This is a genomic window from Oerskovia douganii, assembly GCF_015142735.1.
Taxonomy (GTDB): Bacteria; Actinomycetota; Actinomycetes; order Actinomycetales; family Cellulomonadaceae; genus Oerskovia; species Oerskovia douganii.
Genome location: NZ_JACSPN010000033.1, coordinates 11629 through 38547, shown reverse-complemented (window position 1 = coordinate 38547; position 26919 = coordinate 11629). Strand labels below are relative to the sequence as shown.

The window sequence follows — 26919 nt, the reverse complement described above, 5'->3', positions numbered from 1 at the left end:
GGGTTGCGCGGTCCGTGCAGCTGCGCGATCGGCACGAGCGTGCCGTCCAGGGCCACGAACGGCCACTGCTCGGTGCGCTGTTCGGAACCCGCGTGCGACGTTGACCACGCGTTGCTGGCCACACTCGGCTTCGATGATCTGCTCGTAGTTAGTGTCGATCCCGACGTCGTGCCGGTGGCACGCGGGCCCGAAAACGACATACATGACATAAGGGCCGCTATCAGCGGCCCTGGAGGGGCGAGCGTGTGCCGTTGCGAGGATGTGCCCCGGGGCGGAACGAACGCTGCGCTGTCACCCAACGATGAGCGAGCGCCAAAAGGTGTGCCTGGAGGCCTGGTTCGGGTGTGCCTGAGCGTCGCTGGGATCGGATGTCTGTGCAGGTCAGCCCCATTGCGAAACCCCCCCACGTGAGAAGAGATTCGGCTTTCGAGCCGGTTCACCTTCGAGAAAGTCCCGGTCAGGTTCTCCTGGCCGGGATTTTTTGCGTCCGGAGGCGGGCGTGGGCGGTGGTCGTGGTGGTCGGTGGCTGCTGTGACGGGCCACTGCTCCGTGCGCTGCGCTGATCTGGGGTGACGAGCAACTCCCACCTCTCGGGCACGCACCTAGCACTATTCGAAGGGCCAGGCCTCGAATCTCAGAGCCGGGCCCTACGTCGTGTCCGAGGTCCCGACCGCTCACAGACCTCGCACACCGGGCACACGTATGAGCTGCGGCGCTGGGGCAGGATGCCTGCCATGGGGGGAATATGGCAGTCGGCCGGTCCGTTCGTGCTCGGCGTGTGCGGGGCCGGAGCCGTGGTCGCGGCGCTGCTTGCGCGCGACGCGCCTCGGGAGAGCCGCGCGGCTGCGGACCTCCGGCGATCGGCCGCCTGGTTCGTCCTGGCTGCGCTCTGGTTCGCCGGGGGCTGGGCCACCAGGTACCTGGGTGTCGCGGGGCAGTCCTGGTACCGGGACGGTGTGGTGGGGCTCGTCATGGGTCTTGCGTTGATCGTCTTCCAGCTTCTCAGTGTGATCGCGCTGGCCGTAGGGGTGGGCAGGCTTCTGGCCGGTATCGGTCGGCGCACCTCGCGACCCGCGCAGACCACCGTGGATGCGCGAGGCCTCGACCGGGCGGACGCCGTTGACTCGACCGGCGATCCGCAGGGGGAACCTGCCGGTGAGGCCCCTTCCTCTCCGCGGTCGGCCGTGAGGGCAGCCCCTCTGCTGCTGATCGGTGTCGGTGTGGTCATGATCCTCTCGTACGGAGCGGTCCGGGGGTGGGCCGGCGACGACCTGATCGTCCTCGCCAGCGGGCCGGTGCCCGCGGGGGCCGTCAACGTGCTCGTCCCGGTGGGTCTCGGGGTGGCGCTGCTCGGGGTCTGGCTGCTCACGCTGTCCGCGCCGTTCTCCCGAGGTGGCGTCCGGGTGCCCCTGGGGGCCGAGGTCGCCTGGATGCTGTCTGCCGGAGCAGTCCTGCTCGGCGCCGTGGTCGACCTGTTGATCTTCTCGTCCGCCGACGTCCTGGTCCTGCCCGCGGAGGCGGGGGCCGCGTGCGACGTCGTCGTCGAGCAGCAGACCTTTCTCTTCACCGGCTCGGTCGACGTGATGGTGAGGCCGCACGAGAGCAGGCTCGCGTCGACCGTGCTCCCGGACGGGCATATCGGGCTGGAGGAGATCGTCCCCTTCCGGGAGGGCGGTGCGCACGAGGTCGGGTGGGACGAGGACGGGGCGACCGTGACCTTCGACGCGAGCGACAACCCTGGTCCGCTCGAGACGGTGCGGGCGGACTGCCCCTGACCTGCCCCACGCCGGCCCCGCTCCCCGCGGCCCGCGCCGCCTCGCGCCGCTCCCCGCCCCGCGCCGACCACAGCCCCAGCGGCCAGCGATACCTAGGTCTGCTAGGTTAGTAACCCCTAGCAGCACTAGGCATAGGAGTGCTATGCGCATCGACAAGGACCTCGTCGCCGCCTCGGCCACGCCGCTCGTCCTCGGCATCCTCGCGGAGGGAGAGTCGTACGGGTACGCGATCGTCAAGCGCGTCAACGACCTCTCGGGCGGCCACATGCAGTGGACCGACGGCATGCTCTACCCCCTCCTGCACCGGCTCGAGCGCCTGGGGCTCGTCGAGGCGTCGTGGGGGGTGTCCGACGTCGGACGCCGACGCAAGCACTACGCCCTGACGCCCGCCGGCCACGAGGCGCTCGCCGAGCGCCGCGCGCAGTGGCAGGTCGTCGCGGACGCCCTCCAGCAGGTGTGGAAGGACGTGGGCGACACCCCGTCGTCCCGCACCGTCGCCGAGGGGTGGGCGTGATGGCGCCCAGCCCCGAGGTCGAGGCCCAGATCGACCAGTGGCGGACCTACGTCCAGCGACGCCAGGCGATCTCCAGGGCCGACGTCGACGAGATGGAGGACCACCTGCGCGAGCAGGTCGCCGACCTGACCGCGACAGGCCTCGACGACGACGAGGCGTTCCTCGTCGCGGTCAAGCGCATGGGCAACCTCGACGAGGTCTCGCGCGAGTTCGCCCGCGAGCACTCCGACCGGCTGTGGAAACAGCTCGTGCTCGTCCCGGACGCCGGCAGCACGGGGCACGGAGACAGGTCGTGGCGCGAGCTCGCGGTCGTCCTCGCGCTCGCCGTCGGGGCGGGGATCGCGGTCAAGGTCGCCGCGGAGACCATCAGCGACGAGACGGTCCTGCTGCGCAACGTCAGCCTGCTCGTCCTTCCCTTCCTCGCCGGGTACTTCGCGTGGAAGCGCCGCCTCACGTGGGGCGTGGGCGCCGTGCTCGCGGCCCCGTTCGCGGTGCTCGCGGTCGTCCTCAACGTCTACCCGTTCGCGCCCGAGGGCTCGACGCTGCTCCTCGCGGCCCTGCACACCCCCGTCGTGCTGTGGGCCCTCGTCGGGATCGCGTACGTCGGCGGCCGCTGGCGCTCGGACGCCGGCCGCATGGACTTCGCCCGGTTCACGGGCGAGCTCGCGATCTACTTCACGCTGCTCGCACTGGGCGGTGGCGTCCTGCTCGGGCTCACGTTCGGGACCCTGAACCTCGTCGGGATCGACCCCGAGCCCTTCTTCGAGGCCTGGGTGCTGCCCTTCGCCGTGCCCGGGGCGCTCGTCGTGGCCGCGTGGCTCGTCGAGGCCAAGCAGAACGTCGTCGAGAACATCGCCCCCGTCCTCACGCGCGTCTTCACCCCGCTGACGATCGTCATGCTGCTCGTGCTGTTCGTGGTCCTCGCGTCAGCAGGCTCCCTCCTCGACACCGACCGCGGCCTCCTGATCCTCATGGACGCGACCCTGGTCCTCGTCCTGTGCCTGCTGCTCTACTCGGTCTCCGCCCGCGACCCGCTCGGCCCACCCCGCCTGTTCGACGCGCTCCTGCTCGTCCTGGTCGTCGCGGCGCTCGCGGTCGACGCCGTCGCGCTCACCGCGATGCTGACCCGCATCGCAGAGTTCGGGTTCAGCCCCAACAAGGTCGCGGCCCTGGGGCTCAACGTCCTGCTGCTCGTGCACCTCGTGGGCTCGGCCGTGCTCCTCACCGGGTTCCTGCGGAGGCGGCTGCCGTTCGCGGCCCTCGGGCGCTGGCAGACGCAGTTCCTGCCCGTGTACGCGGTGTGGGCGGCCGTCGTGGTCGTGGTGTTCCCGCCCGTCTTCGGGTTCGTCTGACCGGCCGCCGGGCAGCCGCCCGGCCCGCCACCCGCGCTGTCCGTCCGGCCCGCCCGGTCGTACGCTCGTCAGATGACCGACGACGCTCTGGTCTCGTGGCTGCTCGACTCCGACCCCGCGCTCCGCTGGCGCGTCGAGCGCGACCTCGTCCGCGCCCCTGACGACGTCTGGCAGGAGACGCGGTCCCGCGTCGCGACCGAGGGCTTCGGGGCCCAGTTGCTCGCGCTGCAGGACCCGGACGGGCAGTGGGCCGGAGGGGCCTTCTTCCCGGCCGGGTTCGACATGGAGGACACCGGGACGGACGACCACCCGGGGCAGCCGTGGACCGCGACGACCTGGTCGTTGAACGCGCTGCGCGAGTGGGGCCTGGACCCGGCGGTCCTGCGCGAGCGCCGGACCGCCGAGCTCCTGGCGCAGAACAGCCGCTGGGAGTACGACGACCTGCCCTTCTGGGGCGGGGAGGTCGACTGCTGCATCAACGCGTGGACCCTGGCGAACGGCGCGTGGCTCGGCGTCGACGTCGCGCCCCTCCTCGACGCGATGCTCGCGGTGCGCATGGCCGACGGCGGCTGGAACTGCGAGTGGGTCGAGGGCTCGGTCCGGTCCTCGTTCCACTCGACCCTCAACACGCTCAAAGGCCTCCTCGCCCACGAGGCCGCGACGGGCGGCACGGACGCTGCCCGCGACGCCCGGCGCTCGGGCAAGGAGTACCTCCTGCGGCGCGGGCTGTTCCGCCGCGAGTCGACCGGGGAGCCCGTCGCGCACTGGGTGGGGTACTTCACCTACCCCTACCGCGCGTACTACAGCGTGCTCAACGCGGCCACCTACCTCCGCGAGGCGTCGCTGTCCGACGGCACGCCCCCGGATCCGCGGGCGGCCGACGCGATCGAGATGATCCGCGCGGCCCGGCAGCCCGACGGGACGTGGCTCCAGTCGCCGCGGCACCCGGGCGCGGTGTGGTTCGAGGTCGACGCCGCAGCCGGAGAGCCCTCGAAGTGGCTGACCCTCGACGCGACCCTCGTGCTCGACTGGTGGGACGGACGCTAGGGCTGCGCGCCGCCGTCGGGCCGGACGGGTGCGCCCGCGCCCACCCGCCACGCGCCCGCAGCGCGGACGGACTTCCTTCCTCTCCCCCGGTGTGTGACAGTGGGCCGGATGCCCCGGGCGCGCCGCGCCCGTGCTGCTCGCACCGGTCCCCCGCCGGCGCACCCCCCGACAGCACCGCAGGACCTCTGGAGGAGCCATGACCGACGTGCACGTGCCCGTCGCCGCCGACCACGTCGTGACCGTCGACGACGAGGGGACCCGTACGGGGACCTTCGCGCGCAGCGACGTCCACACCACGGAGACGCCGCTGCACCTCGCGTTCTCCTGCTACGTGGTCGACGACGCAGGTCGTCTCCTCGTGACGCGTCGCGCGCTGTCCAAGCGCACCTGGCCCGGTGTGTGGACCAACTCGTTCTGCGGTCACCCGCGCTGGACCGAGACGACCGAGGAGTCCATCGCGCGGCACGCCGCGCACGAGCTGGGCCTCACGATCAGCGGCCTCGAGGTCGCCGTGCCGGGCTTCCGGTACCGCGCCGTGGACGCGTCGGGCGTGGTCGAGAACGAGATCTGCCCCGTGTTCGTCGCGCGCGCGGCGAGCGGGGTCACCGCGAACCCGGACGAGGTCGCGGAGCTCGCGTGGGCCGAGCCGGGCGCGCTGGGGCGCGCGGTCGACGCGACGCCGTGGGCGTTCAGCCCGTGGATGGTCCTGCAGGTCGCGGCGTTGCGCGAGGCGGCGAGCAGGCCCGACGGCGCCGTCTCGCCCCTGCTCGCAGAGGTCGCCGCGGCCCTGGGCTGAGCCGGGCCGGGTCAGCCGACCCGTGCCCCGACCTGCACGGTCGTGGACCGCAGCTCCTGCGGCAGCCGGAGGTGGTCGGCGTCGGCGACGCCCACCCGCAGCCGCCGCGCGGGCAGGGCGTGCGGCAGGACGAGCTCCGCGCCCGGCTGCCCGGACCGGTGCAGCGCGGCGGCGAGCTCGTGCACGAGGATCTCCTGGCGTCGCGCGTCGCGCACCGAGAACACCCACAGGTCCTGCTTGCCGGGCTGCGGCCGCCACGTCCCGGTCCGGGTGAACGTGCGCGATGCCTCGGCGGTCGGCCCGACGAACGTCACGGACCGCAGCGACCACAGCGCCGTCCGGTTGGTCGCCGACGCGCCCTGGTGGGCCGTGAGCAGGGTCACGGCACGCTGGGTCCCGACGATCGCCGCGACGCTCGGCGCGACGACGTCCGCGTACGGCACGGCGAACGGGGTCATGAACGGGCCGAAGGACCCCACCACGAGGCCTCGTTCGAGCACCAGCAGCTTCTCGCTCGCGACGAGGCGCAGGACGACGGCCAGGACCAGCCCCATCGTGAGGGCGAACCCGACGACCGCCAGGACGCGGCCGTTGAACGCCACGACCGCGACGAGCACCGCGAACACCCCGGCCACGGTCCCGATCACCCGGGCGGACAGCGTGCACGACTCCACGTGCCGCAGCTCGCCGAGCGTGCTCCGGTGCTGGTCGGCGACGGCCCGGACCTTGCGGGTCGCACGGTCGCTCAGGGGGTGCGGTGCGGGGCTCAGCGGGTCCTCCGGGGGGTCGGCAGGCGGGCGGGCGGCTCGGGCCGACGGCCCGGCCGATGGTAGCCGAGGTCGGGGCCCGCCGGGAGCGCGTGGCGTTTCGACGGAGCCCGTTCGCGCGGGGGACAATCGACGCATGTCTGAAGCAGGAGCCCTCCCCGTCCCCGACCGAGCCGCCGCGTTCGAGGCGCACGTCGAGTGGGCCCGGGCGACACCGGTCGAGGGCTTCGACCTGTCCCCCGTCGACGACCGCTGCGTCGAGGACCCCCTGCCGTGGGACTACCTGGTGCTCGCGCGCGAGCTCGTGGGCAGCGGTCGGGGCCCCGTGCTGGACCTGGGCACGGGCGGCGGGGAGGCGTTCTCGTCGCTCGCGCCCCTGCCGGAGGGGTCGGCCGCGACGGAGGGCTGGCCGCCGAACGTCCCCGTGGCCCGACGGCGCCTCGAACCTCTGGGCGTCGACGTCCGGCAGGTGGGGAGCAGCAAGGGTGAGGGGCTCATGCTGCCGTTCCTCGACGGCCGGTTCGCCGTGGTCCTGGACCGGCACGAGGAGTTCGAGCCGACCGAGGTCCTGCGGGTCCTGGAGCCGGGCGGCGTGTTCATCACGCAGCAGGTCGACTCGCGCGACGGCATCCGGGTCAACACCGCGCTCGGGGCGCAGCTCCCCTGGGACCCGGACGACGTGACCCTCGAGGGCGTGACCGCGGACCTGGCGGAGGCCGGGTTCGTGATCGACGTGGCCCGCGAGCACGTGGGTGCGCGGCACTTCCACGACCTGAGCTCGCTGCTCTGGTACCTCAAGGTCATCGCGTGGCAGGTCCCCGAGATCGCGAGCCTGTCCCCCGAGGCGATCGGGCGGTTCGAGGCCCCGCTGCGGGCCCTGCACATGCACTTCGCGGCGGGCAACGAGTTCGTGGACGAGGCGCCCCGCTTCCTCGTGGTGGCGCGCAAGCCGTTCTGACGCGGGGACCCGGCCCGGCTCGGCTCGGCCCGGCCCGGCCCGGGCCACGGCGACGGCGACCGGAGCGCTCGTGGCGCGCTCCGCCGTCGGGCCCTGGTGCGCGGGGCCGGACCCGGGCGTGAAGAAGCCCGCGGGCCGGTGGATTCCTCCACCTGTCGCGCTGGACGAGGGCGCGACTCCCGCGGGCTCCGGTGGTTGCTGGGGACTCGCTGGTCGTGGGTGACGTGACGGTCACCTACCGGCTGCGGGTTCCTCGCACGGTCCGTTGCTCGATGGCACGACTAGCGTGCAACCACCTCATGCGTCCGAAGATTCTTCACTTCGTGGACCACCTCCTTTCCCATGTGCCCACGACGCTACGCCTGCCCCGCGGGAGCTGCCAAGGGATTTCTCCGACGGCTCAGCGGGCGTCGTCGGGGGCCCGTGAGCCGCCCTGGTCGACCCCCTCGCGCCGGGACGCCGCGACGACCCGGGTCGAGCACAGCAGGCCCAGGAGCAGGAAGCCCGCGGCGACGAACAGCGAGACCCGCGTCGCGTCGCTGAAGCCGTCGGAGAGGGCGTCGACGACGTCGGGGGTCTTCTCGCCGAACTGGCTCCGCGTGCCCTCGCCGCGCAGCTGCGGGATCGTGCCGCCCGCGGACTGGGCCGTCGCGTCGGCGACCTGCGACGCCGCGGCGGGCGGGACGCCGTCGACCCGCTCGAGCGCGGGCGGGACCGTGGTCGACAGCCCGATCGCGAGGGCCGCCCCGATGAACGCCGTGCCGAGGGCCGACCCGAGCTGCCGCGACGTCGACTGCGTCGCGGACGCCTGGCCGGACTCCTCCTCGGGGACGTCGACGAGCGTCGTGCCCGTGAGCTGCGCGGACGCGAGCCCCAGACCCAGGCCGTAGATCACGAGCAGGGCCGCGATGAGCCACGACGCGACGGTCGGCGTCACGACGAGAGCGACCGCGAGGACGCCCACGACCTCGAGGACCAGCCCCAGGACGATCGTGCGCGGCGACCCGATCGCCTCCGCGAGGTGCCGGGCCATGGCCCCCGAGAAGAACGCGCCCGCGGCCATGGTCGCGAGCACCACGCCGGCCCCCAGGCTCGCGAGGCCCAGGATGTTCTGCAGGTACAGCGGCAGCACGAAGATCAGGCCGAACTCGCCGATCGCGACGAGCATCGCGGTGAGGTTGCCCCAGCGGAACGTCGCGACGCGGAACAGCGTGAGGTCGAGCAGCGCGGAGCGGGCGACCCGCGCGCGGTGGTTCTCCCAGAACGCGAACAGCACCAGGAGCAGCACGCCGACGGCCCCGATGACGGGGACGGGAGACACCGGGGCGCCGGTCCCCCAGACCAGCCCGAAGACCTTGAGCTCCGCCTTGGGTGCCCACCAGCCGAGCGACTGCCCCTCGATGAGCGCGAACACGACCGCACCGAACCCGAGCGCGCTCAGGAGCAGCCCGACGACGTCGAGCCCCGGCACGGTGATGTGCGCGCGGGTCTCGGGGACCACGAGGAACGCGCCGACGATCACCGCGACCCGATCGGGAGGTTCACGAGGAAGATCCACGGCCACGTGAACGACGTCGTGAGCCACCCGCCCAGGAGCGGGCCGACCGCCGCCATCCCGGAGATCACCGCACCCCAGATCCCGAACGCCACGGCCCGGTCCTTGCCGCGGAACGTCGCGTTGACGGTCGACAGGGTCGCGGGCAGGACGAACGCCCCGCCGACGCCCTGGATCAGGCGCGCCACGATCAGGGTCCCGGCGTCGTCGGCCTGCGACGCGAGGAGGCTCCCCGCGAGGAAGACCACGACGCCCCCGAGCAGCATGTTCCGGCGGCCCAGGCGGTCGCCCAGGCGCCCCGCGGTGAGCAGGAGCGCGGCGAACACGACCGAGTACGACGCGTTGACCCACTGCGCGTCGCCCAGGTCGAGGTGCAGGTCCTCGATGATGGTCGGGAGCGCGACGCCCACGATCGTGCCGTCGAGGACGATCATCGACAGCGCCGTGGCCAGGACGAACAGACCCGCCCACTTGTGGTCCGGGGCCGCCGGTGCCTGGGCGGCGCCTGCTGGCTGGTCCCCGCCGGGGACCTGCGGCTGCGTGCTCATCGACGCTCCTTCGGGTTCGGGGCGGTCTCGCTGCCCGGGACGTTCGCTCAGGCGGGCAGCAGGCGGTCCCACTCCTCGGGGTAGTCGTCGAGCCACTCGGCGAAGCTCTGCGCGGGCCGCCCGGCGAACCGTTCGACGACGTCGCTCACCCCGGCCAGCTCGCCCGCTGCGATCGCCGTGTACGACGACACCCAGCCGTCGACCGCGAACGGCGGCGCCGCGTAGACCGCGCGCGACGCGTACGCCTCCTCGACCGTCTCCGGGTGGTAGGTGATGGTGCGGCCCGTGACGTCGGACAGGATGCCCGCGACCTCGGTGAGCGTCAGGGCCTGCGGACCCGTGACGTCGTAGGTCTTGCCGTCGTGGGCCGTGGGCTTCTCGTCGAGGAGGATCGCGGTCGCGACGTCGGCGATGTCGTCGTGGGACACCGACGCGAGGCGGCCGTCACCGGCGGGGCCACGGATGACGCCGTCGTCCCCGACCATGCCGACCAGGCCCTGGTGGTACAGGTTGTCGCGCAGGAACGTGTACCTCAGGCCCGTGGCCTTGATGTACTCCTCGGTGTGCCAGTGGTCGCGCGCGAACGTGAACGTCGCCTCCGGGGCGGCGCCCACGAACGACACGTAGACGATGCGTTCGACTCCCCCGGCCACGGCTGCGTCGACCGCGGCCCGGTGCTCCGCGACCCGGTCGGGGGCTTCGCGCGCCGAGACCAGGAAGACCGAGCGGGCGCCGCGGAACGCCCGCACCATGCGCTCGGTGTCGGTGTACCCGGTCGTGACCGCCACCTCGGAGTCGGGCAGGGGCTCGCCGTCCGGGAGCCGGGGCGTCCGGGAGGCGTCCCGGACCACGAGCCGCTGCGCCGCGCCCTCCGCCGCGAGCCGCAGGGCGAGCTTCGAGCCGAGCCGTCCGCCGGCGCCGGTCACCGCGATGAGCCCCGAGCCCGTCCTGATCGTCATGCGTCCACGGTAGGCCGAGCGCGCGGGAAGTGCCTGGGGGCGCGGTCCTGGCCGCGAGACAGGTGGTGCCGCACGAGACGGGTGTCCCGGACCCGGTCCGGAGGACCTGTCTGGTGCGCAAGCACCCGTCTCACCGCACGGGCGCAGGCGGCAGACTGGTCGGGTGACGACTCCCCGCGACGCGACCCCCGCCCCCGACCACCAGCCCTACCGCGTGATGACGGTCTGCACGGGCAACATCTGCCGCTCCCCCATGGCCGAGATCGTGCTGCGCGACCGGTTCGAGGCCGCAGGCCTGGGCGGCCGCGTGGTCGTGGACTCGACGGGCATCAGCTCGGAGGAGCACGGCAACCCCGTCGACCGCCGCGCGCGCCGCGTCCTCGCCGAGCACGGGTACGACACCGGTGAGGGGCACCACGCACGCCAGGTCCGCCCGAGCGACGTCGTGTCCCGCGACCTGGTGCTGCCCATGACGTCCGTGCACGCGCGCGCCCTGCGCCGCCTGCACGGCGACGGGAACGTGCGGATGTACCGGTCGTTCGACCCCGCGGCGCCCGTCGTCACGCCCGAGCGGGCCGATCGCGACGAGCACCTGCTCGACATCGACGACCCCTGGTACGGCGGCATGCAGGACTTCGAGGACTGCCTGGCACAGGTCGAGGCGGCCGCCGACGGCGTCGTCGAGTTCGTCCGCGAGGAGCTCGCGCGACGTCAGGCCTGAGGCGGCCCGGCACCGGCGGCGGCCCCGGCGGCGGCACCGGCGTCGGCCCCGGCGGCGGGCCCGACGGCGCCCGCCGAGGCCGGTGCCGGCCCCGGCACGTACCCCTGGAGCCACGTCGCGATCTGCTCGTACGCCACGGCCCGCACGGGCGGCGCCGACAGCACGACGTCGTGCAGCGCGCCCTCGATGCGGGAGAGCACGACGAGCCGCCCGAGGTCGGTCGACCGCCGCGCGATCCCGACGACGTCGAGCGCCGTGTCGCTGTGCATCATCTCGGGCGTCCACCGGGGCAGCAGGGTGCTGCTCGTGGACAGCAGGACCAGGACGGGCACGGTGATCCCGAGCCCCAGCTCCACAGCGGCCTGCCCGCGCAGGATCGCGGCGAGCCACCCCCCGTGCACCACGAACCCGCGCACGGGCCGCCACGTGAGGTCGTAGTCCCACTCGCCGTCGAGCGTCTTCGACACGGACCGCGTGTAGAAGCCGAGGTCGACCTGGGGCAGCGGCACCATGGGGTCGAGGCGGGCCCGGAGCGCGATCGCGGGGGCGATCACCTTGCGCCCGATGTCGCGCGCCTGGAACTCGAGCCACGGGCTGTTGAGGACGAGCCCCGTGACCCGGTCCTGGTTCCGGGCCGTCCACAGGCTCAGGGTGAGCCCGCCCGTGGAGTGCCCCATGAGGACCAGGCCGCGGTCGCGCATCACGGGGTCGGCCGTCAGGACGCCGTGCCCCATGGCCCCGAGCGCGGCCTCGATGTCCTCGTCGTACGTCGAGAGGCTCGTGACGAACCCGGGGGTCTGGCCCGGACGCAGGCTGCGGCCGTACTTGCGCAGGTCGAGCGCGAAGAACCGCGCGCCGTGGGCCTCCCAGAAGTCCGCGAGCTCGGTCTGGAAGAAGTAGTCGGACCAGCCGTGCACGTACAGGACGTCGATCCTGCGGTCGGGCACGCCGGGCGGCCGCGCGCCCCCGTGGAGGGGGTCGGACCCGTCAGGTGCCCGACGCCGTCGCACCAGCGTCGCGACCACCTCGCCCTCGTCGTCGGGGGTCAGGGGCAGGGTGAGCTGCTCGAACCCGTCGAGCACGTCGGGCAACCAGCCCGTCGTGCCGGTGCCTGGGGTGGTGGGTGCGGGCATCTCCCGAGGGTAGGAGCCGACGCGTGGGAGCGCGCGCCGGGAGCGGGTGGTTCAGGGGCCGTCGGGCGTCGGGCCCGCAGGTCCGGGGTCGCCCCGCCGACGGCGCCACCACCGTCGACCGGCCTGCTCGCCCGAGCCCGCACCCGCCCGGGGCGAGGCGTCCCGGGAGGGGCGCGGCGCCGTCGGGCCGGACGCGGCACCGCGGGCCGCACGTCGCTCGCGCCACGCGACGACCTCCGCCTCGACGTCCCGCAGGGGCGTGACCACGGGCGGGCCGCCCAGGAGCTGCCGGCGCGCGTCGACCACGCGCGCGTTGAACTCCGTCAGGACCTCCCGCACGGACTCCTCCGAGAACTGGCGGTCGAGCTGCTCGTGCAGCCGGGCGTCGTCGGCCCGGAGCTGGGCGGCGGGCAGGATGCCCGTGATCTGCTCGCGCTCGACGAGGCTCTTGAGCCACCAGTCCGGGTCGTGCCGCGCGCCCAGGCCCGGGATGGGCTTGCCCGCGAGCGGCAGGTCGTCGAACTCGCCGCGGGCCATGGCCTGGCGGACCAGCTCGTCGACCCACTGGCCGCGGTTCTCGAGCGGGAGGCGGGGGCGCGCGCCCTCGTCGCCGGTCTCGCCCGTGTCGCCGGTCTCGCCCGTGTCACCGGCCTCGGGGGACGAGCCCGCGTCGTGGGCGGTCTCGCGGTCCACCCGGTACTGCGCAGCCCGGCGCACCGGGTCGTCGTCGGTCATGGGTCCTCCAGCGCTCGTCGTCGGACAGGTGCCTCCCCCATCCTCGCCGATCCCGCCAGGTTGTACGCTGGGCCGCCCGGGTTTTTCAGCGGGCGCGCGTTCCCGGTGATGAAGCCGCCGGGACACATGGTCGGCAGCCTCGCTGCCGTGAACGGCCCGCACGGTGCGGGAGGTGGAGTGCACATGACGCAGGGCACGGACGAAGAGCTGCTCAGCCCCGCCGAGGCGGTAGACCTCGAGAACTGCGCCCGCGAACCCATCCACATCCCCGGCCGGATCCAGCCCCGCGGTGCGCTGCTCGTGGTCCGTGAGAGCGACGGACGCGTCCTCCAGTGCTCGACGAACGTGCACGGCCTCGTGGGACGGGACAGCGCCGACGTGCTCGGCGCCCCCCTGACCGAGGTCCTGGGGCCCGACGACGGCGCCCGGCTCCTCGCGCACGTCGCGCAGCACCGCGACCTCGCGTCGCACAACCCCGTCGAGATCCGCACCGGGACGGACCGGACGGTCGCGACCGACGCGATCCTGCACCGCCCGCCGCTGCCCGCCGGGGCGGAACCCGTCGTCGTGATCGAGCTCGAGCCCGCGGTCGTGCGACCGCTCAGCTTCCCCAACACCTACCAGGGCGTGCGCGCGGCGCTCGCGGACCTCGACCGGGCCGGGACGCTGCCCGAGCTGTTCGGCACCGCGGCCCGGCACGTCCGCCGCCTCACGGGCTTCGACCGCGTGATGATCTACCGCTTCGACGCCGACTACAACGGCGAGGTGGTCGCGGAGGCCAAGCGCGACGACCTCAACTCGTTCTACGGGCTGCACTACCCCGCGACGGACATCCCGCGGCAGGCCCGCGCGCTGTACGAGAAGAACTGGATCCGGCTGATCGACGACGTCGGCTACGTGCCGTGCGAGATCGTCCCGACCGACCTGCCGACCACGGGGCAGCCCCTCGACCTGACGTACTCGACGCTGCGCAGCGTCTCCCCGATCCACCTGGAGTACCTGTCGAACATGGGCGTCGGCGCGTCCATGTCGATCTCCCTGCTGCGCGACGGGAAGCTCTGGGGCCTCATCGCGTGCCACCACTACTCGGGACCGCACCAGCCGTCGTTCGCGGTGCGGGCTGCCGCGGAGTTCCTGGGCGCCACGCTGTCCGTGCTGCTCGTCGCGCAGAGCGAGGAGGACCGGCTCGCGGTCTCGCGCGCGTCGTCGCGGCTGCTCGCGGGCCTCGTCGCGGACAGCCGCGACGAGGAGACCGCGCTCGTCGAGGCGCTCACGGCCGACCGGCGCCTGCTCGACCTCGTGGCAGCCGACGGCGCGGTGGTCGTCGCGGAGGGGCGCTCCGCCTCGCTCGGGCGGGTCCCCGACGCCGAGGGGGTCGCGCTCCTCGCGGCCTGGTTCACGGCCCGGGCCGCAGGCTCGGGCGACGAGGTCCTCGCGATCGACTCGCTGCGCGTCGCGGCCCCGGACCTCGCGCAGCAGCTGCCCGACGTCGCCGGGGTCCTGGGCGTGCACCTGAACGACGGCCAGGTCGTGCTCTGGCTCCGCGACGAGGTGCTGCGCAGCGTCGACTGGGGCGGCGACCCGCACAACAAGGCCATCGCGCGCAGCGAGGGCGAGACGGTGCGCCTCAGCCCCCGCAAGTCGTTCGAGCGCTGGCGCGAGGTCGTGAGCGGCCACAGCGAACCCTGGGCCGAGGACGCCGTCGAGGTCGCCGGCGCGCTGCGCAGCCACCTCGTCGAGGCGCTCTACCTGGCCGGCCGCCGCGACGTGCGCGCGGCCGAGGCGCTCCAGCGCAGCCTGCTCCCCGGCTCGCTGCCGGACCTGCCGGGCTGGAGCGTGACGGCCCGCTACGAGCCGGCGGGCGGCGGGTTCGTCGGCGGCGACTGGTACGACGCCCTGCTCCTGCCGTCGGGGTCGCTGGCCCTCGTCGTCGGGGACGTCACGGGCCACGGCCTGCAGGCCGCGGCCTCGATGGGACAGATCCGCAACACCCTGCGCGCCGAGCTCGTGCGCGCCGGCACCGCGAGGGCCGCCGTCGAGCAGCTCGCGACGACCGTCCGGTGGACCATGCCGGGGCAGATCGCGACGCTCGTCGTCGCGGTCGTCGACCCCCGGACGGGAGCGGTCGAGTACGTGACCGCGGGCCACCCGCCGCCCTTCTTCCTGGTCCCCGGCGAGGGCGTCGTCTGGGGCGACCTGCTGGGCGGTCCCCCGCTGGGGCTGGGGGCGCCGCGGTTCGGGGGCGGGACCACGACGATCGGGCCCGGCGGTGCGCTCGTGCTCTACAGCGACGGCCTGTTCGAGCGCCGGGACGAGTCGATCAGGGCCGGGCTGCGCCGGCTCGCCGGCACCTTCGCCGAGCACGTGGGTGACGTCGACGCCGTGCTGCGCTCGACCCGGGACCCCGCGTCGGAGGACGACGCGACCCTGCTGGTGCTGCGCCGTCGGGCCGAGGACGACGAGGGCCCGGGGGACGACCGCGGGCACGGGGACGACTGAGGGCCCGAGGGACGACCGAGGGCCGACCTGCGCCTCGCGCAGACCGGCCCTCGGGTCGTTGACGGCTAGGGGGCGACGCCCGCGGTGAGCGGTGGCGACGCGCCCTCGCGCGACGCGCCCTCGCGCGCCGCGCCGAGGCGCGCCCAGACGTGCTTGCCGTCGGCGACGAACCAGCCGACGTCGAGCGCGAGGCGCTGCGCCAGGACCAGGCCGAACCCGCCGTCCCCCGGCAGGCGAGGAGCCGCGACGACCGGCGCCCGGCTCGTGTCCTGGTCGATCACGTCGACGATGTACTCCTCGCCGTCGGTCAGGAGCTGGACCGTCGTCGGCGGACGACCGTGGCGCAGGGCGTTCGTCGCGAGCTCGCTCGCGACGAGGACGATCTTCTCGGGGACCTCGGCCAGCGCGCCGTCGGGGCCCAGCGGGCGACCCGTGAGCTCGAGGTGGAGCGAGGTGCGCAACGTGGAGAGCTCGTCGATCGAGTCGAGCTGCCAGACACGGACGACGTGGAAGGACTCGGGCGGACGGGACGAGTCGATCGTGGTGTCCATGAGATTTCCTCCGTGGGGCCGGCGAGTCGTGTGGATGGTGGGTGCCAGTGCCAGGCGGCGACCGGGGTGGTGGTCGCGCAGGCAGGTCAGTCGACGATGGTGAACTGCGAGAGGACGCCGCTGATCTCCAGCAGGTCCTTGATACGGTCCGGGACGCCGACCAGGACCGGGGCGTCGCCCCCGGCCAGGAGGGACAGGTACAGCAGGCGCAGGCCGCCCGAGTCCATGAAGGTGACGTCGGTGAGGTCGATCGTGACGGGGCTGGCGGCTCGTTCGAGCGAACGGACGAGGTCGCCCTCGGACCGGTCCTGCACCGCGGCGTCGACCTCGCCCCACATGGTCCATCGAGGTCCGGAGTCGTCGATACGGACTCCCCCTTGCGTCGTGTGCTCCGGCACTGCTCGCCTCTCGCTCGTCTCCTGCAGAACGCCTCTCACCGGTCGGTGGACGACCGGACCCGAGCCAGGTTACGGAACTTCCGGCGATGTTTCCTAACAGGGCGCGCCCCCTCACCGTACCTGCACAGTTCGGCGGGCGTCGTCCGATCCGCGAACGGCCCGGGCACGGGCATGATGGCCCCATGAAGGTCTCGCGCAGGTCCCACGTCGCCCCGTTCGCGGTCATGGAGGTCCTCGCCGCCGCGAACGCCCGCAGGGACGCGGGCGAGCCGGTCCTGAACCTGTGCGCGGGCGAACCCGCGACCGGCGCGTCGGACGTGGTGCGGCGCCGGGCGATCGACCTCCTCGAGTCGGGCGACCTGGGCTACACCGAGGCCATGGGCGTGCCCGCGCTGCGTCAGGCCATCGCCGCCCACTACGGGCGGACGTACGGCGTGGACGTCGACCCGGCGCGGGTCGCGGTCACGACGGGGTCCTCGGGCGGGTTCATGCTCGCGTTCCTCGCGGCGTTCGACGCCGGGGACCGGGTCGCGCTCGCCCGGCCCGGCTACCCGGCCTACCGGAACATCCTCGCGGCCCTGGGGTGCGAGGTCGTCGAGCTCGACTGCGGCCCCGAGACGCGCTACCAGCCCACGGTCTCGCAGCTCATGGAGGCCTACTACGACGGCGGGCTCGACGGGCTCGTGGTCGCGAGCCCGGCCAACCCGACGGGGACCATGATCCCGCCGGCCGAGCTGGCAGCGCTCTCGGCGTGGTGCACCGACCACGACGTGCGGCTCGTCAGCGACGAGATCTACCACGGGATCGTCTACGCGGACCCGGCCTCGCCGGCCGGGGAGACCGCGACCGCGGCGCAGTTCCTCGACGACGGTGCGGTCGTCGTGAACTCGTTCTCCAAGTACTGGGCCATGACGGGGTGGCGGCTCGGGTGGCTCCTGCTGCCCGAGGACCTCGTGGGGCCGGTCGACGCCCTCGCGGGCAACATCGCGCTGAGCCCGCCCGCGCTCGCCCAGCACGCGGGCGTCGCGGCCTTCTCGCCCGAGGGGTATGCGGCCGCGGCGGAGAACGTCGCCCGGTACGCCGACTCGCGGGCCCTGGTGCTCGACCGGCTCGACGACCTGGGCTGGGACCCGGTCGCCCCGGCCGACGGCGCGTTCTACGTCTACGCGAACGTCGCCGGGTCCGGGCTCGACTCGGTCACGTGGTGCGAGCGCCTGCTTGCCGACACCGGCGTCGCGCTCACGCCCGGCACGGACTTCGACGGGGTGCGCGGCGGCGAGTGGGTCCGGCTGTCGTTCGCGGCCGCGCCCGAGGTCGTGGCCGAGGCCGTCGACCGGATCGTGGCGTGGCGTGCGGCGGGCTACCAGCCGGTCTGACCGCGGGTCGGGCCCGTGGGTCAGGCGGCGAGGTCGACCGCGCGCGCCTGGGCGGGCACGTCGAGGGGCACGACGACCGCGTCGGTCGCGCGGCGGCGTCGGGCCTTGACGAGCACCACGATGGCCTGACCGCCGATGACGATCCACACCACGTTCGCGACGGCCGACGGCCACACGCCGTTGACCGCGGCGACCAGGCACATGAGGCCCGCGCCCACGAAGTTCGTGAGCTGGAACCGCAGCGAGTCCCCCGACCAGCGGCCACGGGTGACCATCGCGTAGGCGGTGACGGCGGCGATCGCACCGACCCAACCGAGCGGGGTGACGACCAGGTCGACGAGGGAGGGGGCAGCGGACATGGCGGTCTCCGGGCAGGGGTCATGAAGGGATCGGGGAGGGGGACCTGGTGGGAGCCGCGACGCTGCGACGGCCAGGAGATCGTGTGCGCCGGCCCCTTTTGAGGAGGACCGGCCGGCGCCACGTCACCAGTGTGAACCCCAAAATCATTCAGCACAATTGAAGAACTCTGACGTGGCCGTTTAGCATCTCTACATGGCCACGGACCCACGAAGACTTGGTTTCCTGCTTGCCGTGCACCGGGCTGGAGGTGTCCTGGCGGCCGCCGACCTGCTGCACGTGACACCCTCTGCCGTGTCTCAGCAAATTGCGCGTCTGGAGGCAGAGGAGAAGGTCCAGGTCCTCGACCGCGGGCCCCGCGGAGTGACCCTCACGCCCGCCGGGCGCATCCTCGCTGACGCCGCCGAGCGCATCGAGGCGGAGATGGTCGAGGCCCGCAAGGCCATCGTCGCGATGAGCGAGGAGCTGACCGGGACCGTGTCGGTCGGGTCGTTCCAGACTGCGATCCGCGCGGTCGTGGGCCCGACGTTCGCGTCCCTCGAGACGCGCTACCCCGGCGTCGAGCTCGACGTCCAGGAGCTCGAGCCCGCCGACGCCCTGCGGCTCCTGCGCACCGGGGACCTCGACGTGGTCCTCCTCGAGCTCGACATCCAGGAGAGGGAGGCCGCGGACTCCCTGCGCGGCATGCGCGAGGTCCCGCTCCTCGACGAGCCGTGGCGCGTCGTCGTCCCGTCGACCTTCCCCACGCCCGCGCGGCTCGACGACGTGCGCGACGCGATCTGGCTCGGCCCCCAGCCCACGACGGCCGCCGCGCGCGCCCTGCGCCGTGTCTCCCGGACGCTCGGCGCCCCGCTGCGCACGCGCCACACGTACTACGACTTCGACGTCGCCCTCGCGCTCGTCGCGGCGGGGCAGGGCGTCGCGCTGCTCCCGGCGCTCGCCGTCCAGGGCGAGGTGCCCGACGGCGTCACGGTCGTCCCGCTGCCCGGTCTCGGTTCGCGCCGCCTCGTCGCGAGGCACCGCGCCACCCGGCACGAGCCCCGCCCCGTCGTGAACGCGGTGATCGACGAGATGGTGGCCGCGGCCACGGCGATCGAGCTGGGCTGAGCCCGACGGCTCAGCGACGGGCCAGGGAGACCCCGCCCTCGTCGAGGACCGACAGCTCGTCCAGGACCCGGGACAGGACACCCGGGGAGCGGTCCCAGCGCATGCCGCGAGGGTCCGCAGGAAGGTCGGCGGCACGCACCGCGGCCACGGGCGAGGCGAGGTGCCGCGGGACGTAGGCGGTGGTCGTCGGCTGCGGTTCCTGCGGGCTCGTCTGCATGCTGGGTGGGTCCCCTCGGGCGCTCGTGGCGATCCCCACCGCGGGCGCGGCAGGGTGAGCGTTCCATCCTGCCTGCGTCCCGGCGCCCACGCAGGAGGGCGCGCCCGGGCGGGTGGGCAGGGGCGTGGCACGAGTCGTGGAGATCGTGTGGCAGCCCGACGGGCGGCGCCGGCGGGCCGCACCGTCCGGGCAGGCCGACGGCGGCACCCGGCGCATAGGGACGGATGGACCGACCTGTGCTCCCGACGAGCACCCACGACATCGACGGAGGTGCGCTCGTGAAGAGGCCCGTGAGACGCCGGGCGGGGCTCGCCCTCGCGGCGTCCGCCCTGGTGATCGCTCTCCTCGTGAGCTGCGCCGTGCGCGACGACGCCGAGGCGCCCGCGGCAGGTCCGGTGGGCGTCCAGGTCGCCGAGACGCTCGCCGTCAGCACGGGCGAGACGATCGCCGTGGAGGACGTCGGTCGGCTGCCCGCCGGGCAGCGCGCCTACGTGCTGCCCGACGCGACCCGGGTCGTGGTCGCCACGGCCGAACCGCTGCCGCGCGCCGTCCGGGCCTACGTGCAGGGGCAGGTCGACCACGTCATCCAGGACCCCGGGGTGCCGGGGCGCATCACGACCAACCGCAGCCTCATCGTCGACACCGCCCAGGGGATCGCCAACAGGGTGGGCGTCCAGACGGGCAAGCGGATCGTGTTCGTCTACCCGCTCATCGGGGGCTGCCCCGCGTCGAGCGAGCCCTACCGGGGGTGGGCGCACACCGCGGTCACCCTGTACGACACGTTCCCGTGCGACGTGCTGCCCACGCGCGAGGAGGCCGAGGCGCGGGTCGCCGAGACCGTCGCGGCCCAGCCCGACCCGGAGCGGTACGAGGTGTTCGTGCACCAGGAGTGACGCGCCCGGTCCCTGCGGGCACGGCGCGGGCGACGTAGCCTGCTCGGATGGACGTTGCAGTGCTCGGCGCGACCGGCGACGTCGGACGGCAGGTCGTCACCCAGCTCGTCGAACGACGCATCCTGCCCACGACGTCCCGCCTCCAGCTCGTCGGACGCCCCGACGGGGCGTCCGGGCGCGCGGTGCACGGCCTGCGGGCCGACCTGGTCGACGCCTACGACGAGCACGCGCCCCTGATCGACGTGGCCCACTCCCCTGCCGACGTGGCGGCCGACGTCGTCGTGGTCGCCGCCGGGGCGACGACCCCGCCCCGCTCGGGCGCGTCCCTCGACCGGACCGGGCTCGCGATCGGCAACCGGGCCGTCTTCGCCGGGTACGCCGACGCGATCGCGCGGCACGGGTCGGGGCACGAGGTCGTGATCGTGGTCTCCAACCCGGTCGAGGTCGGTGTCGCCGTGATGGCCGAGGCGCTGGGCGCTCGGCGGGTGATCGGCATGGGTGCCTGGCTCGACACGCTGCGCTTCCGGCGCGAGATCGCGGTCGAGCTCGGCGTCCGCCGGCACCGCGTGGGCGGGTTCGTCGGGGGCCAGCACGGCGAGGACGCCGTCCCCCTCTGGTCGACCGTCCGGCTCAGCGGCCTCGACGTCGCCGAACGCGCGCGAGCCGTGCGGCTCCTGCGGCGCGGTCGCACGCTCGACGGGTTCCCGGCCGAGGTCGCCGCGGCCAAGGCCCAGCTCGTCGAGGTCGCGGCGACCGACGTCGGCGCCGCCTACCGCTTGATCGACACCTGGCCCGCCGACCTGCGCGTGGTCGCGCGTCCCTGGATGACGCACCAGAGCGGCGCCAAGACCGCGACGGCCACGGCCTCCGCGACGGTCGACCTCGTCGAGGTCGTGCTCGACGGCCGCGAGATCGTCGTCGTCGGGCAGGTCGCGCTCGACGGCGAGGTGTCGCTCGCGGGCCGGCCGCTGCACGGCGTCCTGGGCGTCCCGCTCGTGCTGGGCCCCGAGGGGTGGACGCGCGTCCTGCTGGACGCCCTGCCCGACGACGAGACGCGCCGCCTGCAGGGAGCGGCAGCAGCCGTGGGGTCGGCCCTGCGGACCGCGGGCGTCGGCCGTGCTGACGGGGTCGCGCGCGCGGACGACGCGACCGGTGCCGACCGTGCGGGAGGCCCGGCTCCCGCGGCGCCGACGGTTCCCCCCGCGTGGCCGGGTGGCGTCGAGGACGACGGGCGCGTCGAGCCCGAGCCCTCCTGGGTCGCCCAGGTCGAGGGCGTGCACCGCGCGGGCACCCTCACGGGGCTCGCGGGCGTCTTCTCGACCCGGGGCGTGAGCTTCGAGCGCCTCGCGACGGAGGACGTCGCGGGCGACGGCGACGCCGGCACGATCCACGTCGCCTTCCGGGCCAGCGCCCGCCGCGCCCGGGCGCTCGAACGCGCGGTGGGGCGCCTCGCGACGGTGCGCTCCGTCGTCGTGCAGGCGGTCCCGGACCCGGCGACGGCCTCTCTGCCCGCCCCGCCGCGCGGCCCGGCCCCGGGGACGGAGCGCCGAACCCCTGACGAGACGCTCGTGCCCGCACCCGACGGCGACCGCTAGGCTGAGCCCACAACCACATACTGCTGCTCGAACCACTGCGGGAGAGCCCGGCCACCCCAGGGTGAGGTCGGCGCCGAAGGAGCAACTCCTCCCCGAGAATCTCTCAGGCCGACGTACCGCGGTGGCGAGGCAACTCTGGAAAGCGGAGATGCCCGCCTGCCCCCGGGCAGCGGACTCCCCTACCGACGGTGCAAGCCGGCGCGCCCCGGGTCCGCGAGGACCACGGCGGACCGGCAAAACTCTCAGGTCGACGCTGCGCGTCCGATGACAGAGCGGGGAGGAACGGGCAGGCCCAGGGGTCTGCCGCCGTCTTCCTCGCCGACCCCCGGAGACCTCCGTGACACAGCAGTCCAGCGACGCGTTCGACCGTGCGCACTTCCCGTTCCGCCACCTCGGGCCCCGCCCGGTGGGGGCCGACTCCGGCGAGGCCCCCTCGGGCGAGGTCGCGACCATGCTCGCCGAGCTCGGCTACGGCTCGCTCGACGCCCTGATCGACGCGGCGGTCCCGGACTCGATCCGCACCGACCGCCCGCTCGACCTGCCCGCCGCCCGCACCGAGTCCGAGGTCCTCGCCGACCTGCGGGCCATCGCGGCGAAGAACGTCGTCAAGACGCAGATGATCGGGCTCGGCTACTACGGGACCATCACTCCCCCGGTCGTCCGTCGCAACGTCCTCGAGTCCCCCGCCTGGTACACGGCCTACACGCCGTACCAGCCCGAGATCTCGCAGGGGCGCCTCGAGGCCCTCCTCAACTTCCAGACCGTCGTCCTCGACCTCACCGGGCTCGAGGTCGCCAACGCGTCGCTGCTCGACGAGGCCACCGCGGTCGCGGAGGCCGTCGCGCTCATGTGGCGCGCGGCCAAGGGCGGGGCGGGCGTCGTCGCCCTGGACGCCGAGCTGTTCCCGCAGACGATCGCCGTGACCCGGGCGCGGACCGAGTCGGTCGGTCTGCCCGTCGTGGTCGTGGACCTCTCCGAGGGGCTGACGGCGGGACTCGCCGCTGCCGGGGTGGCGGACCAGCAGCTCATCGGCGTGGTGCTCCAGCAGAGCGGCGCGTCGGGCGTGGTCCGGGACCTGCGCCCGCTCGTCGCCGAGGTCAAGGAGCAGGGTGGTCTGGTGACGGTCGCGGCCGACCTGCTGGCCCTCACGCTCCTCGTCTCCCCCGGTGAGCTGGGCGCCGACGTCGCGGTGGGGTCGGCCCAGCGCTTCGGCGTCCCGCTCTTCTACGGCGGTCCGCACGCCGCGTTCATGGCGGTCCGCAAGGGGCTCGAGCGGTCGCTCCCGGGCCGCCTGGTCGGGGTGTCGGTCGACGCCGACGGCGACCAGGCCTACCGCCTGGCGCTCCAGACCCGTGAGCAGCACATCCGCCGCGAGAAGGCCACGAGCAACATCTGCACCGCGCAGGCCCTGCTGGCGATCGTCGCGTCGATGTACGCGGTCTACCACGGTCCCGCGGGGCTCAAGGAGATCGCCGAGCGCGTGCACTCGCGCGCCGTCGCGCTCGCCGACGGTCTGCGGTCCGCGGGCGTCGAGGTCCGGCACGACGTCTTCTTCGACACCGTCTCGGCCGTGGTCCCGGGCCGCGCGGCTGCGCTGGTCGCTGCTGCGGCCGACGCGGGGATCAATGTGTACAACCCGGATGCAGATCATGTACAGATCGCGTGCGACGAGACCACGACGCCCGAGCACGTGCTCACCCTCGTCGAGGTCTTCGCGGACGGCCGGGACGTCACGTTCGTCGGCGGCGGCAGCGTGCTGCCTCAGGAACTGCTGCGCTCGACCGGCTACCTGACCCACCCCGTGTTCCACCGGCACCGCTCCGAGACCGCGATGCTGCGCTACCTGCGCTCGCTCTCCGACAAGGACCTCGCGCTCGACCGCACCATGATCCCGCTGGGCTCGTGCACCATGAAGCTCAACGCGACGGCCGAGATGGAGGCGATCTCGTGGCCCGAGTTCGCGGACATGCACCCGTTCGTGCCGGCCGAGCAGGCGCTCGGGTACGCCGAGCTGATCGAGGGACTCCAGGAGCAGCTCACCGAGATCACGGGCTACGCGGGCGTCTCCGTGCAGCCCAACGCCGGCTCGCAGGGCGAGTTCGCGGGCCTGCTCGCGATCCGTGACTACCACCGTTCGCGCGGGGAGCACGGGCGCGACGTGTGCCTCATCCCCGCGTCCGCGCACGGCACCAACGCGGCCTCCGCTGCTCTGGCGGGCATGCGCGTCGTGGTCGTGGCGACGTCGGGTGCCGGGGAGGTCGACCTGGGCGACCTGCGTGCCAAGCTCGAGCAGCACGGGTCCCAGGTCGCGGCCATCATGATCACCTACCCGTCGACGCACGGCGTCTACGAGGAGCACGTGCGCGAGGTGTGCGACCTTGTACACGAAGCGGGTGGGCAGGTGTACATCGACGGGGCCAACCTCAACGCACTGGTCGGCCTGGCCCGCCCGGGGGAGTTCGGCGGCGACGTCTCGCACCTGAACCTGCACAAGACGTTCTGCATCCCGCACGGCGGCGGGGGTCCCGGCGTCGGGCCCGTCGCGGTGGCCGAGCACCTCGTGCCGTTCCTCCCGGGGAACCCGTTGACGGGCGAGGGGGCCTCACCCGTCTCGGCCGCTCCCTTCGGCTCGGCCGGCATCCTGCCGATCTCCTACGCGTACGTCGCGCTCATGGGCCCCGACGGGCTCGAGGCCGCGACCAAGACCGCCGTGCTCGCCGCGAACTACCTGGCCAGCCGGCTGACCGACCACTTCCCCGTGCTCTACACGGGAGAAGCCGGGCTGGTCGCGCACGAGTGCATCCTGGACCTGCGCGGCATCACGGCACAGACCGGCGTGACCGCCGAGGACGTGGCCAAGCGCCTCATGGACTACGGCTTCCACGCCCCCACGCTGTCCTTCCCCGTGGCGGGCACGCTCATGGTCGAGCCGACCGAGAGCGAGGACCTCGCCGAGCTCGACCGCTTCGTGGCGGCCATGGTCGCGATCAAGGCCGAGATCGACGAGGTCGCGAACGGCACGTGGGCCATCGAGGACTCGCCGCTGCGCGGTGCGCCGCACACGGCCGCCTCGGTCGTCTCCGACGCGTGGTCCAAGCCCTACTCGCGCGAGGTCGCGGCCTACCCGCTCGCTACGCTGCGGACGGGCAAGTACTGGCCGCCCGTGCGGCGCATCGACGGGGCGCGCGGGGACCGCAACCTCGTGTGCTCCTGCCCCCCGATCGAGTCGTACTCCTGAGGTCGGCCGGACCGGCGTGGTCCCGAGGTCACGCCGGTCCTGCCACCCCGGGAGCCCACCAGACCTGTCGGCACGGGCGTGATGCAGAGGTCACGACCACCCCGACACCTCAGAGAGGAACACCATGACGGAGCCAGCGCAGGACACGACCCCGGCCGCTGACCGCCTCAGCCCGCTGCACGACGAGCACGTGGCCCTGGGGGCATCCCTCACGAGCTTCGGCGGCTGGCAGATGCCGCTGCGCTACACGAGCGACCTCGCGGAGCACCGGGCGGTCCGTGAGGTCGCGGGGCTGTTCGACCTGTCGCACATGGGGGAGATCGAGGTCGCCGGGCCCCAGGCGGCCGCTGCCCTCGACCACGCGCTCGTCGGCAACCTGACGGCCGTGCCGGTGGGGCGTGCGCGCTACACCATGATCTGCGCCGAGGACGGCTCGGTCCTGGACGACCTGGTGGTCTACCGCCTCGCCGAGGAGCGGTTCCTCGTCGTGGCCAACGCCGGGAACGCGCCGCTCGTGGCCGACGAGCTGGTCCGCCGCGGCGAGGGCTTCGACGCGACCGTCACGGACCAGGGCGACGACACGGCCCTGGTCGCGGTCCAGGGACCACGCGCCGAGGAGATCGTCGTCTCGCTCGTGGCCCCCGAGGATGTACAAGTCGTCAAGGACTTGAAGTACTACGCCTCGCTCGAGGTGCGCGTCGCGGGCACCGACGCGCTCGCCGCCCGGACGGGCTACACGGGCGAGGACGGGTTCGAGCTGTTCGTCCCGGCGGCACGCGCCCGTGAGCTGTGGCGAGCCGTGCTGGCCGCGGGGGAGCCCCTCGGCCTGGTGCCTGCCGGGCTCTCGGCGCGCGACTCGTTGCGCCTCGAGGCGGGCATGCCGCTCTACGGGCACGAGCTCGACACGACCACCACGCCCTACGAGGCGGGGCTCGGCCGGGTCGTGAAGCTCGACAAGGTCGATGCCGAGGGCAACCCGCTCGACTTCGTGGGGCGCGCGGCCCTGGCGTCCCGCAAGGGTGCGCAGCCGGCGCGCGTGCTCGTCGGGCTCCGCGGGCTCGGCAAGCGTCCCGCCCGGGCGGGCTACGCCGTCGTGATCCCGGGCAAGGACCCCGACGTGCAGATCGGTCACGTGACCTCGGGTGCGCCGTCGCCCACCCTCGGGTACCCGATCGCGATGGCCTACGTGACACCGGAGTTCAGCGCCGAGGGCACCGAGCTCGCGGTCGACGTGCGCGGCCGTGAGGAGCCGGTGGTGATCGTGCCCCTGCCGTTCTACCGTCGTCCTCAGCCGTCCTGACCCGGCGCCACGGCTCGACCCCCTTCCCCCGTACCCCCCGATCCCTCACCAGCAGACCAGGAGCACCTCATGGCCGACTTCCCCGGCAACCTCCAGTACACCGCCGAGCACGAGTGGCTCGACACGTCGTCCCCTGCCGTCATCGGCATCACCAGCACGGCGGCCGAGGCGCTCGGCGACATCGTCTACCTCGAGCTGCCGGAGGTCGGGGCGAGCGTCACGGCCGGTGCCGTGATCGGCGAGGTCGAGTCGACCAAGTCGGTGTCCGAGCTCTACTCCCCGGTCACGGGGACCGTGGCAGAGGTGAACCAGGCCGCGATCGACGACCCGTCGCTCGTCAACGCCGAGCCGTACGCGGGGGGCTGGCTCCTCAAGGTCGACGTGACCGCGACCGGGCCGGTCCTCACGGCCGACGAGTACAGCGCGCTCGTGGGCGGCTGAGCCCGCGTCCCACCGGCGTGGGGGGGGGGGGGGGGGGGGGGGGGGGGGGGGGGGGGGGGGGGGGGGGGGGGGGGGGGGGGGGGGGGG

The 26919-nt window shown here is 73.8% G+C and carries 25 protein-coding genes and 1 riboswitch; of the genes, 15 read left to right on the top strand and 10 right to left on the bottom strand.

Features of this window, described 5'->3' with window-relative positions:
* The first annotated feature begins 1184 nt into the window (after positions 1-1184).
* The 5 genes from H9623_RS17730 (at position 1185) to idi (ending at position 5484) form a co-directional block, all read left to right on the top strand.
* Positions 1185-1775 carry a hypothetical protein gene (locus H9623_RS17730; protein WP_193721341.1) on the top strand — a complete coding sequence of 197 codons (591 nt, stop codon included), beginning with the start codon at positions 1185-1187 and terminating at the stop codon, positions 1773-1775.
* Positions 1776-1917: 142 nt separating this feature from the next.
* A complete protein-coding gene (locus H9623_RS17725) occupies positions 1918-2289 on the top strand; it encodes a PadR family transcriptional regulator (protein WP_193721340.1) in 372 nt (123 codons plus the stop codon).
* On the top strand, positions 2289-3641 hold the full coding sequence (locus H9623_RS17720) for a permease prefix domain 1-containing protein (RefSeq protein WP_193721339.1): 1353 nt from the start codon (positions 2289-2291) through the stop codon (positions 3639-3641). Before H9623_RS17725 ends, H9623_RS17720 begins: the two co-directional genes overlap by 1 nt.
* Positions 3642-3713: 72 nt before the next feature.
* The gene (locus tag H9623_RS17715) at positions 3714-4688 is read left to right on the top strand and encodes a squalene cyclase (RefSeq protein ID WP_193721338.1); all 975 of its coding nucleotides are present in this window, start codon (positions 3714-3716) and stop codon (positions 4686-4688) included.
* Between the two features lie 196 nt (positions 4689-4884).
* Complete coding sequence (gene idi, locus H9623_RS17710; RefSeq protein ID WP_193721337.1) at positions 4885-5484, top strand: isopentenyl-diphosphate Delta-isomerase; 600 nt, start codon at positions 4885-4887, stop codon at positions 5482-5484.
* Positions 5485-5495: 11 nt separating this feature from the next.
* Here the strand turns inward: idi and H9623_RS17705 are convergent, their stop codons facing one another.
* Positions 5496-6131, bottom strand: coding sequence for a hypothetical protein (locus H9623_RS17705; RefSeq protein ID WP_193721336.1), 636 nt, complete (start codon positions 6129-6131; stop codon positions 5496-5498).
* A 256-nt stretch (positions 6132-6387) separates the two neighbouring features.
* On the opposite strand from H9623_RS17705, the gene H9623_RS17700 reads away from it, so the two are divergent.
* Entirely contained in the window at positions 6388-7209 is an 822-nt protein-coding gene (locus tag H9623_RS17700; protein ID WP_193721335.1) for a class I SAM-dependent methyltransferase, read from the top strand.
* A gap of 400 nt (positions 7210-7609) precedes the next feature.
* On the opposite strand, the gene H9623_RS17695 is transcribed toward H9623_RS17700, so the two are convergent.
* From H9623_RS17695 to H9623_RS17690, 3 genes are read right to left on the bottom strand one after another with little or no spacing between them, the layout of a single operon-like run.
* Positions 7610-8731, bottom strand: a complete 1122-nt coding sequence (locus H9623_RS17695; RefSeq protein WP_321575527.1) for an MFS transporter — start codon at positions 8729-8731, stop codon at positions 7610-7612.
* On the bottom strand, positions 8728-9312 hold the full coding sequence (locus tag H9623_RS20110; RefSeq protein WP_321575526.1) for an MFS transporter: 585 nt from the start codon (positions 9310-9312) through the stop codon (positions 8728-8730). The genes H9623_RS17695 and H9623_RS20110 overlap by 4 nt, the downstream gene beginning before the upstream one ends.
* A 47-nt stretch (positions 9313-9359) precedes the next feature.
* Positions 9360-10271 (bottom strand): SDR family oxidoreductase, encoded by a 912-nt coding sequence (locus H9623_RS17690; protein WP_193721334.1) that lies wholly within the window; start codon positions 10269-10271, stop codon positions 9360-9362.
* 217 nt (positions 10272-10488) lie between these two features.
* On the opposite strand from H9623_RS17690, the gene H9623_RS17685 reads away from it, so the two are divergent.
* Complete coding sequence (locus H9623_RS17685; RefSeq protein WP_193721345.1) at positions 10489-10992, top strand: low molecular weight protein-tyrosine-phosphatase; 504 nt, start codon at positions 10489-10491, stop codon at positions 10990-10992.
* On the opposite strand, the gene H9623_RS17680 is transcribed toward H9623_RS17685, so the two are convergent.
* Positions 10983-12125: an alpha/beta hydrolase gene (locus H9623_RS17680; protein ID WP_193721333.1), complete on the bottom strand. Its 1143-nt coding sequence runs from the start codon at positions 12123-12125 to the stop codon at positions 10983-10985. The two genes, H9623_RS17685 and H9623_RS17680, sit on opposite strands and share 10 nt — an antisense overlap.
* A 51-nt stretch (positions 12126-12176) precedes the next feature.
* Complete coding sequence (locus H9623_RS17675) at positions 12177-12860, bottom strand: DnaJ family domain-containing protein (RefSeq protein ID WP_193721332.1); 684 nt, start codon at positions 12858-12860, stop codon at positions 12177-12179.
* A 183-nt stretch (positions 12861-13043) separates the two neighbouring features.
* On the opposite strand from H9623_RS17675, the gene H9623_RS17670 reads away from it, so the two are divergent.
* A complete protein-coding gene (locus H9623_RS17670; protein WP_193721331.1) occupies positions 13044-15359 on the top strand; it encodes a SpoIIE family protein phosphatase in 2316 nt (771 codons plus the stop codon).
* 65 nt (positions 15360-15424) lie between these two features.
* Here the strand turns inward: H9623_RS17670 and H9623_RS17665 are convergent, their stop codons facing one another.
* Entirely contained in the window at positions 15425-15910 is a 486-nt protein-coding gene (locus tag H9623_RS17665) for an ATP-binding protein (protein ID WP_193721330.1), read from the bottom strand.
* Positions 15911-15996: 86 nt separating this feature from the next.
* On the bottom strand, positions 15997-16248 hold the full coding sequence (locus H9623_RS17660) for an STAS domain-containing protein (RefSeq protein WP_193721344.1): 252 nt from the start codon (positions 16246-16248) through the stop codon (positions 15997-15999).
* A 242-nt stretch (positions 16249-16490) separates the two neighbouring features.
* Between H9623_RS17660 and H9623_RS17655 the strand changes: the two genes are divergently transcribed.
* Entirely contained in the window at positions 16491-17684 is a 1194-nt protein-coding gene (locus H9623_RS17655) for an aminotransferase class I/II-fold pyridoxal phosphate-dependent enzyme (RefSeq protein WP_193721329.1), read from the top strand.
* Positions 17685-17704: 20 nt separating this feature from the next.
* Here H9623_RS17655 and H9623_RS17650 read toward each other — a convergent pair whose 3' ends face one another.
* Positions 17705-18043, bottom strand: coding sequence for a CBU_0592 family membrane protein (locus tag H9623_RS17650; RefSeq protein WP_193721328.1), 339 nt, complete (start codon positions 18041-18043; stop codon positions 17705-17707).
* A 193-nt stretch (positions 18044-18236) separates the two neighbouring features.
* Between H9623_RS17650 and H9623_RS17645 the strand changes: the two genes are divergently transcribed.
* Positions 18237-19148, top strand: a complete 912-nt coding sequence (locus H9623_RS17645; RefSeq protein ID WP_193721327.1) for a LysR family transcriptional regulator — start codon at positions 18237-18239, stop codon at positions 19146-19148.
* 10 nt (positions 19149-19158) lie between these two features.
* Here the strand turns inward: H9623_RS17645 and H9623_RS17640 are convergent, their stop codons facing one another.
* A complete protein-coding gene (locus H9623_RS17640; protein ID WP_193721326.1) occupies positions 19159-19365 on the bottom strand; it encodes a hypothetical protein in 207 nt (68 codons plus the stop codon).
* 278 nt (positions 19366-19643) lie between these two features.
* Here H9623_RS17640 and H9623_RS17635 point away from each other — a divergent pair, with 278 nt between their 5' ends.
* The 5 genes from H9623_RS17635 to gcvH all read left to right on the top strand — a co-directional run bounded on the left by H9623_RS17635 (position 19644) and on the right by gcvH (position 26832).
* A complete protein-coding gene (locus H9623_RS17635) occupies positions 19644-20258 on the top strand; it encodes a hypothetical protein (RefSeq protein ID WP_193721325.1) in 615 nt (204 codons plus the stop codon).
* Between the two features lie 47 nt (positions 20259-20305).
* The gene (locus H9623_RS17630) at positions 20306-21853 is read left to right on the top strand and encodes a lactate/malate family dehydrogenase (protein ID WP_193721324.1); all 1548 of its coding nucleotides are present in this window, start codon (positions 20306-20308) and stop codon (positions 21851-21853) included.
* A gap of 28 nt (positions 21854-21881) precedes the next feature.
* Positions 21882-21982, top strand: a riboswitch (glycine riboswitch).
* Between the two features lie 208 nt (positions 21983-22190).
* Positions 22191-25091: an aminomethyl-transferring glycine dehydrogenase gene (gene gcvP, locus H9623_RS17625; RefSeq protein ID WP_193721323.1), complete on the top strand. Its 2901-nt coding sequence runs from the start codon at positions 22191-22193 to the stop codon at positions 25089-25091.
* Positions 25092-25215: 124 nt separating this feature from the next.
* Positions 25216-26391 (top strand): glycine cleavage system aminomethyltransferase GcvT, encoded by a 1176-nt coding sequence (gcvT, locus tag H9623_RS17620; RefSeq protein ID WP_193721322.1) that lies wholly within the window; start codon positions 25216-25218, stop codon positions 26389-26391.
* A 69-nt stretch (positions 26392-26460) separates the two neighbouring features.
* Positions 26461-26832 (top strand): glycine cleavage system protein GcvH, encoded by a 372-nt coding sequence (gcvH, locus tag H9623_RS17615; RefSeq protein WP_193721321.1) that lies wholly within the window; start codon positions 26461-26463, stop codon positions 26830-26832.
* Positions 26833-26919 lie beyond the last annotated feature (87 nt).

Excerpts from the sequence above, each read along its gene's own strand:
- gcvT (WP_193721322.1), top strand. The coding sequence starts at position 25,216 with ATGACGGAGCCAGCGCAGGACACGACCCCGGCCGCTGACCGCCTCAGC.
- H9623_RS17670 (WP_193721331.1), top strand. The coding sequence starts at position 13,044 with ATGACGCAGGGCACGGACGAAGAGCTGCTCAGCCCCGCCGAGGCGGTA.
- H9623_RS17675 (WP_193721332.1), bottom strand. The coding sequence starts at position 12,860 with ATGACCGACGACGACCCGGTGCGCCGGGCTGCGCAGTACCGGGTGGAC.
- H9623_RS17645 (WP_193721327.1), top strand. The coding sequence starts at position 18,237 with ATGGCCACGGACCCACGAAGACTTGGTTTCCTGCTTGCCGTGCACCGG.
- H9623_RS17665 (WP_193721330.1), bottom strand. The coding sequence starts at position 15,910 with ATGGACACCACGATCGACTCGTCCCGTCCGCCCGAGTCCTTCCACGTC.
- H9623_RS17720 (WP_193721339.1), top strand. The coding sequence starts at position 2,289 with ATGGCGCCCAGCCCCGAGGTCGAGGCCCAGATCGACCAGTGGCGGACC.
- H9623_RS17650 (WP_193721328.1), bottom strand. The coding sequence starts at position 18,043 with ATGTCCGCTGCCCCCTCCCTCGTCGACCTGGTCGTCACCCCGCTCGGT.
- gcvH (WP_193721321.1), top strand. The coding sequence starts at position 26,461 with ATGGCCGACTTCCCCGGCAACCTCCAGTACACCGCCGAGCACGAGTGG.
- idi (WP_193721337.1), top strand. The coding sequence starts at position 4,885 with ATGACCGACGTGCACGTGCCCGTCGCCGCCGACCACGTCGTGACCGTC.
- H9623_RS17660 (WP_193721344.1), bottom strand. The coding sequence starts at position 16,248 with ATGTGGGGCGAGGTCGACGCCGCGGTGCAGGACCGGTCCGAGGGCGAC.
- H9623_RS17655 (WP_193721329.1), top strand. The coding sequence starts at position 16,491 with ATGAAGGTCTCGCGCAGGTCCCACGTCGCCCCGTTCGCGGTCATGGAG.
- H9623_RS17685 (WP_193721345.1), top strand. The coding sequence starts at position 10,489 with ATGACGGTCTGCACGGGCAACATCTGCCGCTCCCCCATGGCCGAGATC.
- H9623_RS17680 (WP_193721333.1), bottom strand. The coding sequence starts at position 12,125 with ATGCCCGCACCCACCACCCCAGGCACCGGCACGACGGGCTGGTTGCCC.
- H9623_RS17715 (WP_193721338.1), top strand. The coding sequence starts at position 3,714 with ATGACCGACGACGCTCTGGTCTCGTGGCTGCTCGACTCCGACCCCGCG.
- H9623_RS17725 (WP_193721340.1), top strand. The coding sequence starts at position 1,918 with ATGCGCATCGACAAGGACCTCGTCGCCGCCTCGGCCACGCCGCTCGTC.
- H9623_RS17700 (WP_193721335.1), top strand. The coding sequence starts at position 6,388 with ATGTCTGAAGCAGGAGCCCTCCCCGTCCCCGACCGAGCCGCCGCGTTC.
- H9623_RS20110 (WP_321575526.1), bottom strand. The coding sequence starts at position 9,312 with ATGAGCACGCAGCCGCAGGTCCCCGGCGGGGACCAGCCAGCAGGCGCC.
- H9623_RS17690 (WP_193721334.1), bottom strand. The coding sequence starts at position 10,271 with ATGACGATCAGGACGGGCTCGGGGCTCATCGCGGTGACCGGCGCCGGC.
- H9623_RS17630 (WP_193721324.1), top strand. The coding sequence starts at position 20,306 with ATGGACGTTGCAGTGCTCGGCGCGACCGGCGACGTCGGACGGCAGGTC.
- H9623_RS17640 (WP_193721326.1), bottom strand. The coding sequence starts at position 19,365 with ATGCAGACGAGCCCGCAGGAACCGCAGCCGACGACCACCGCCTACGTC.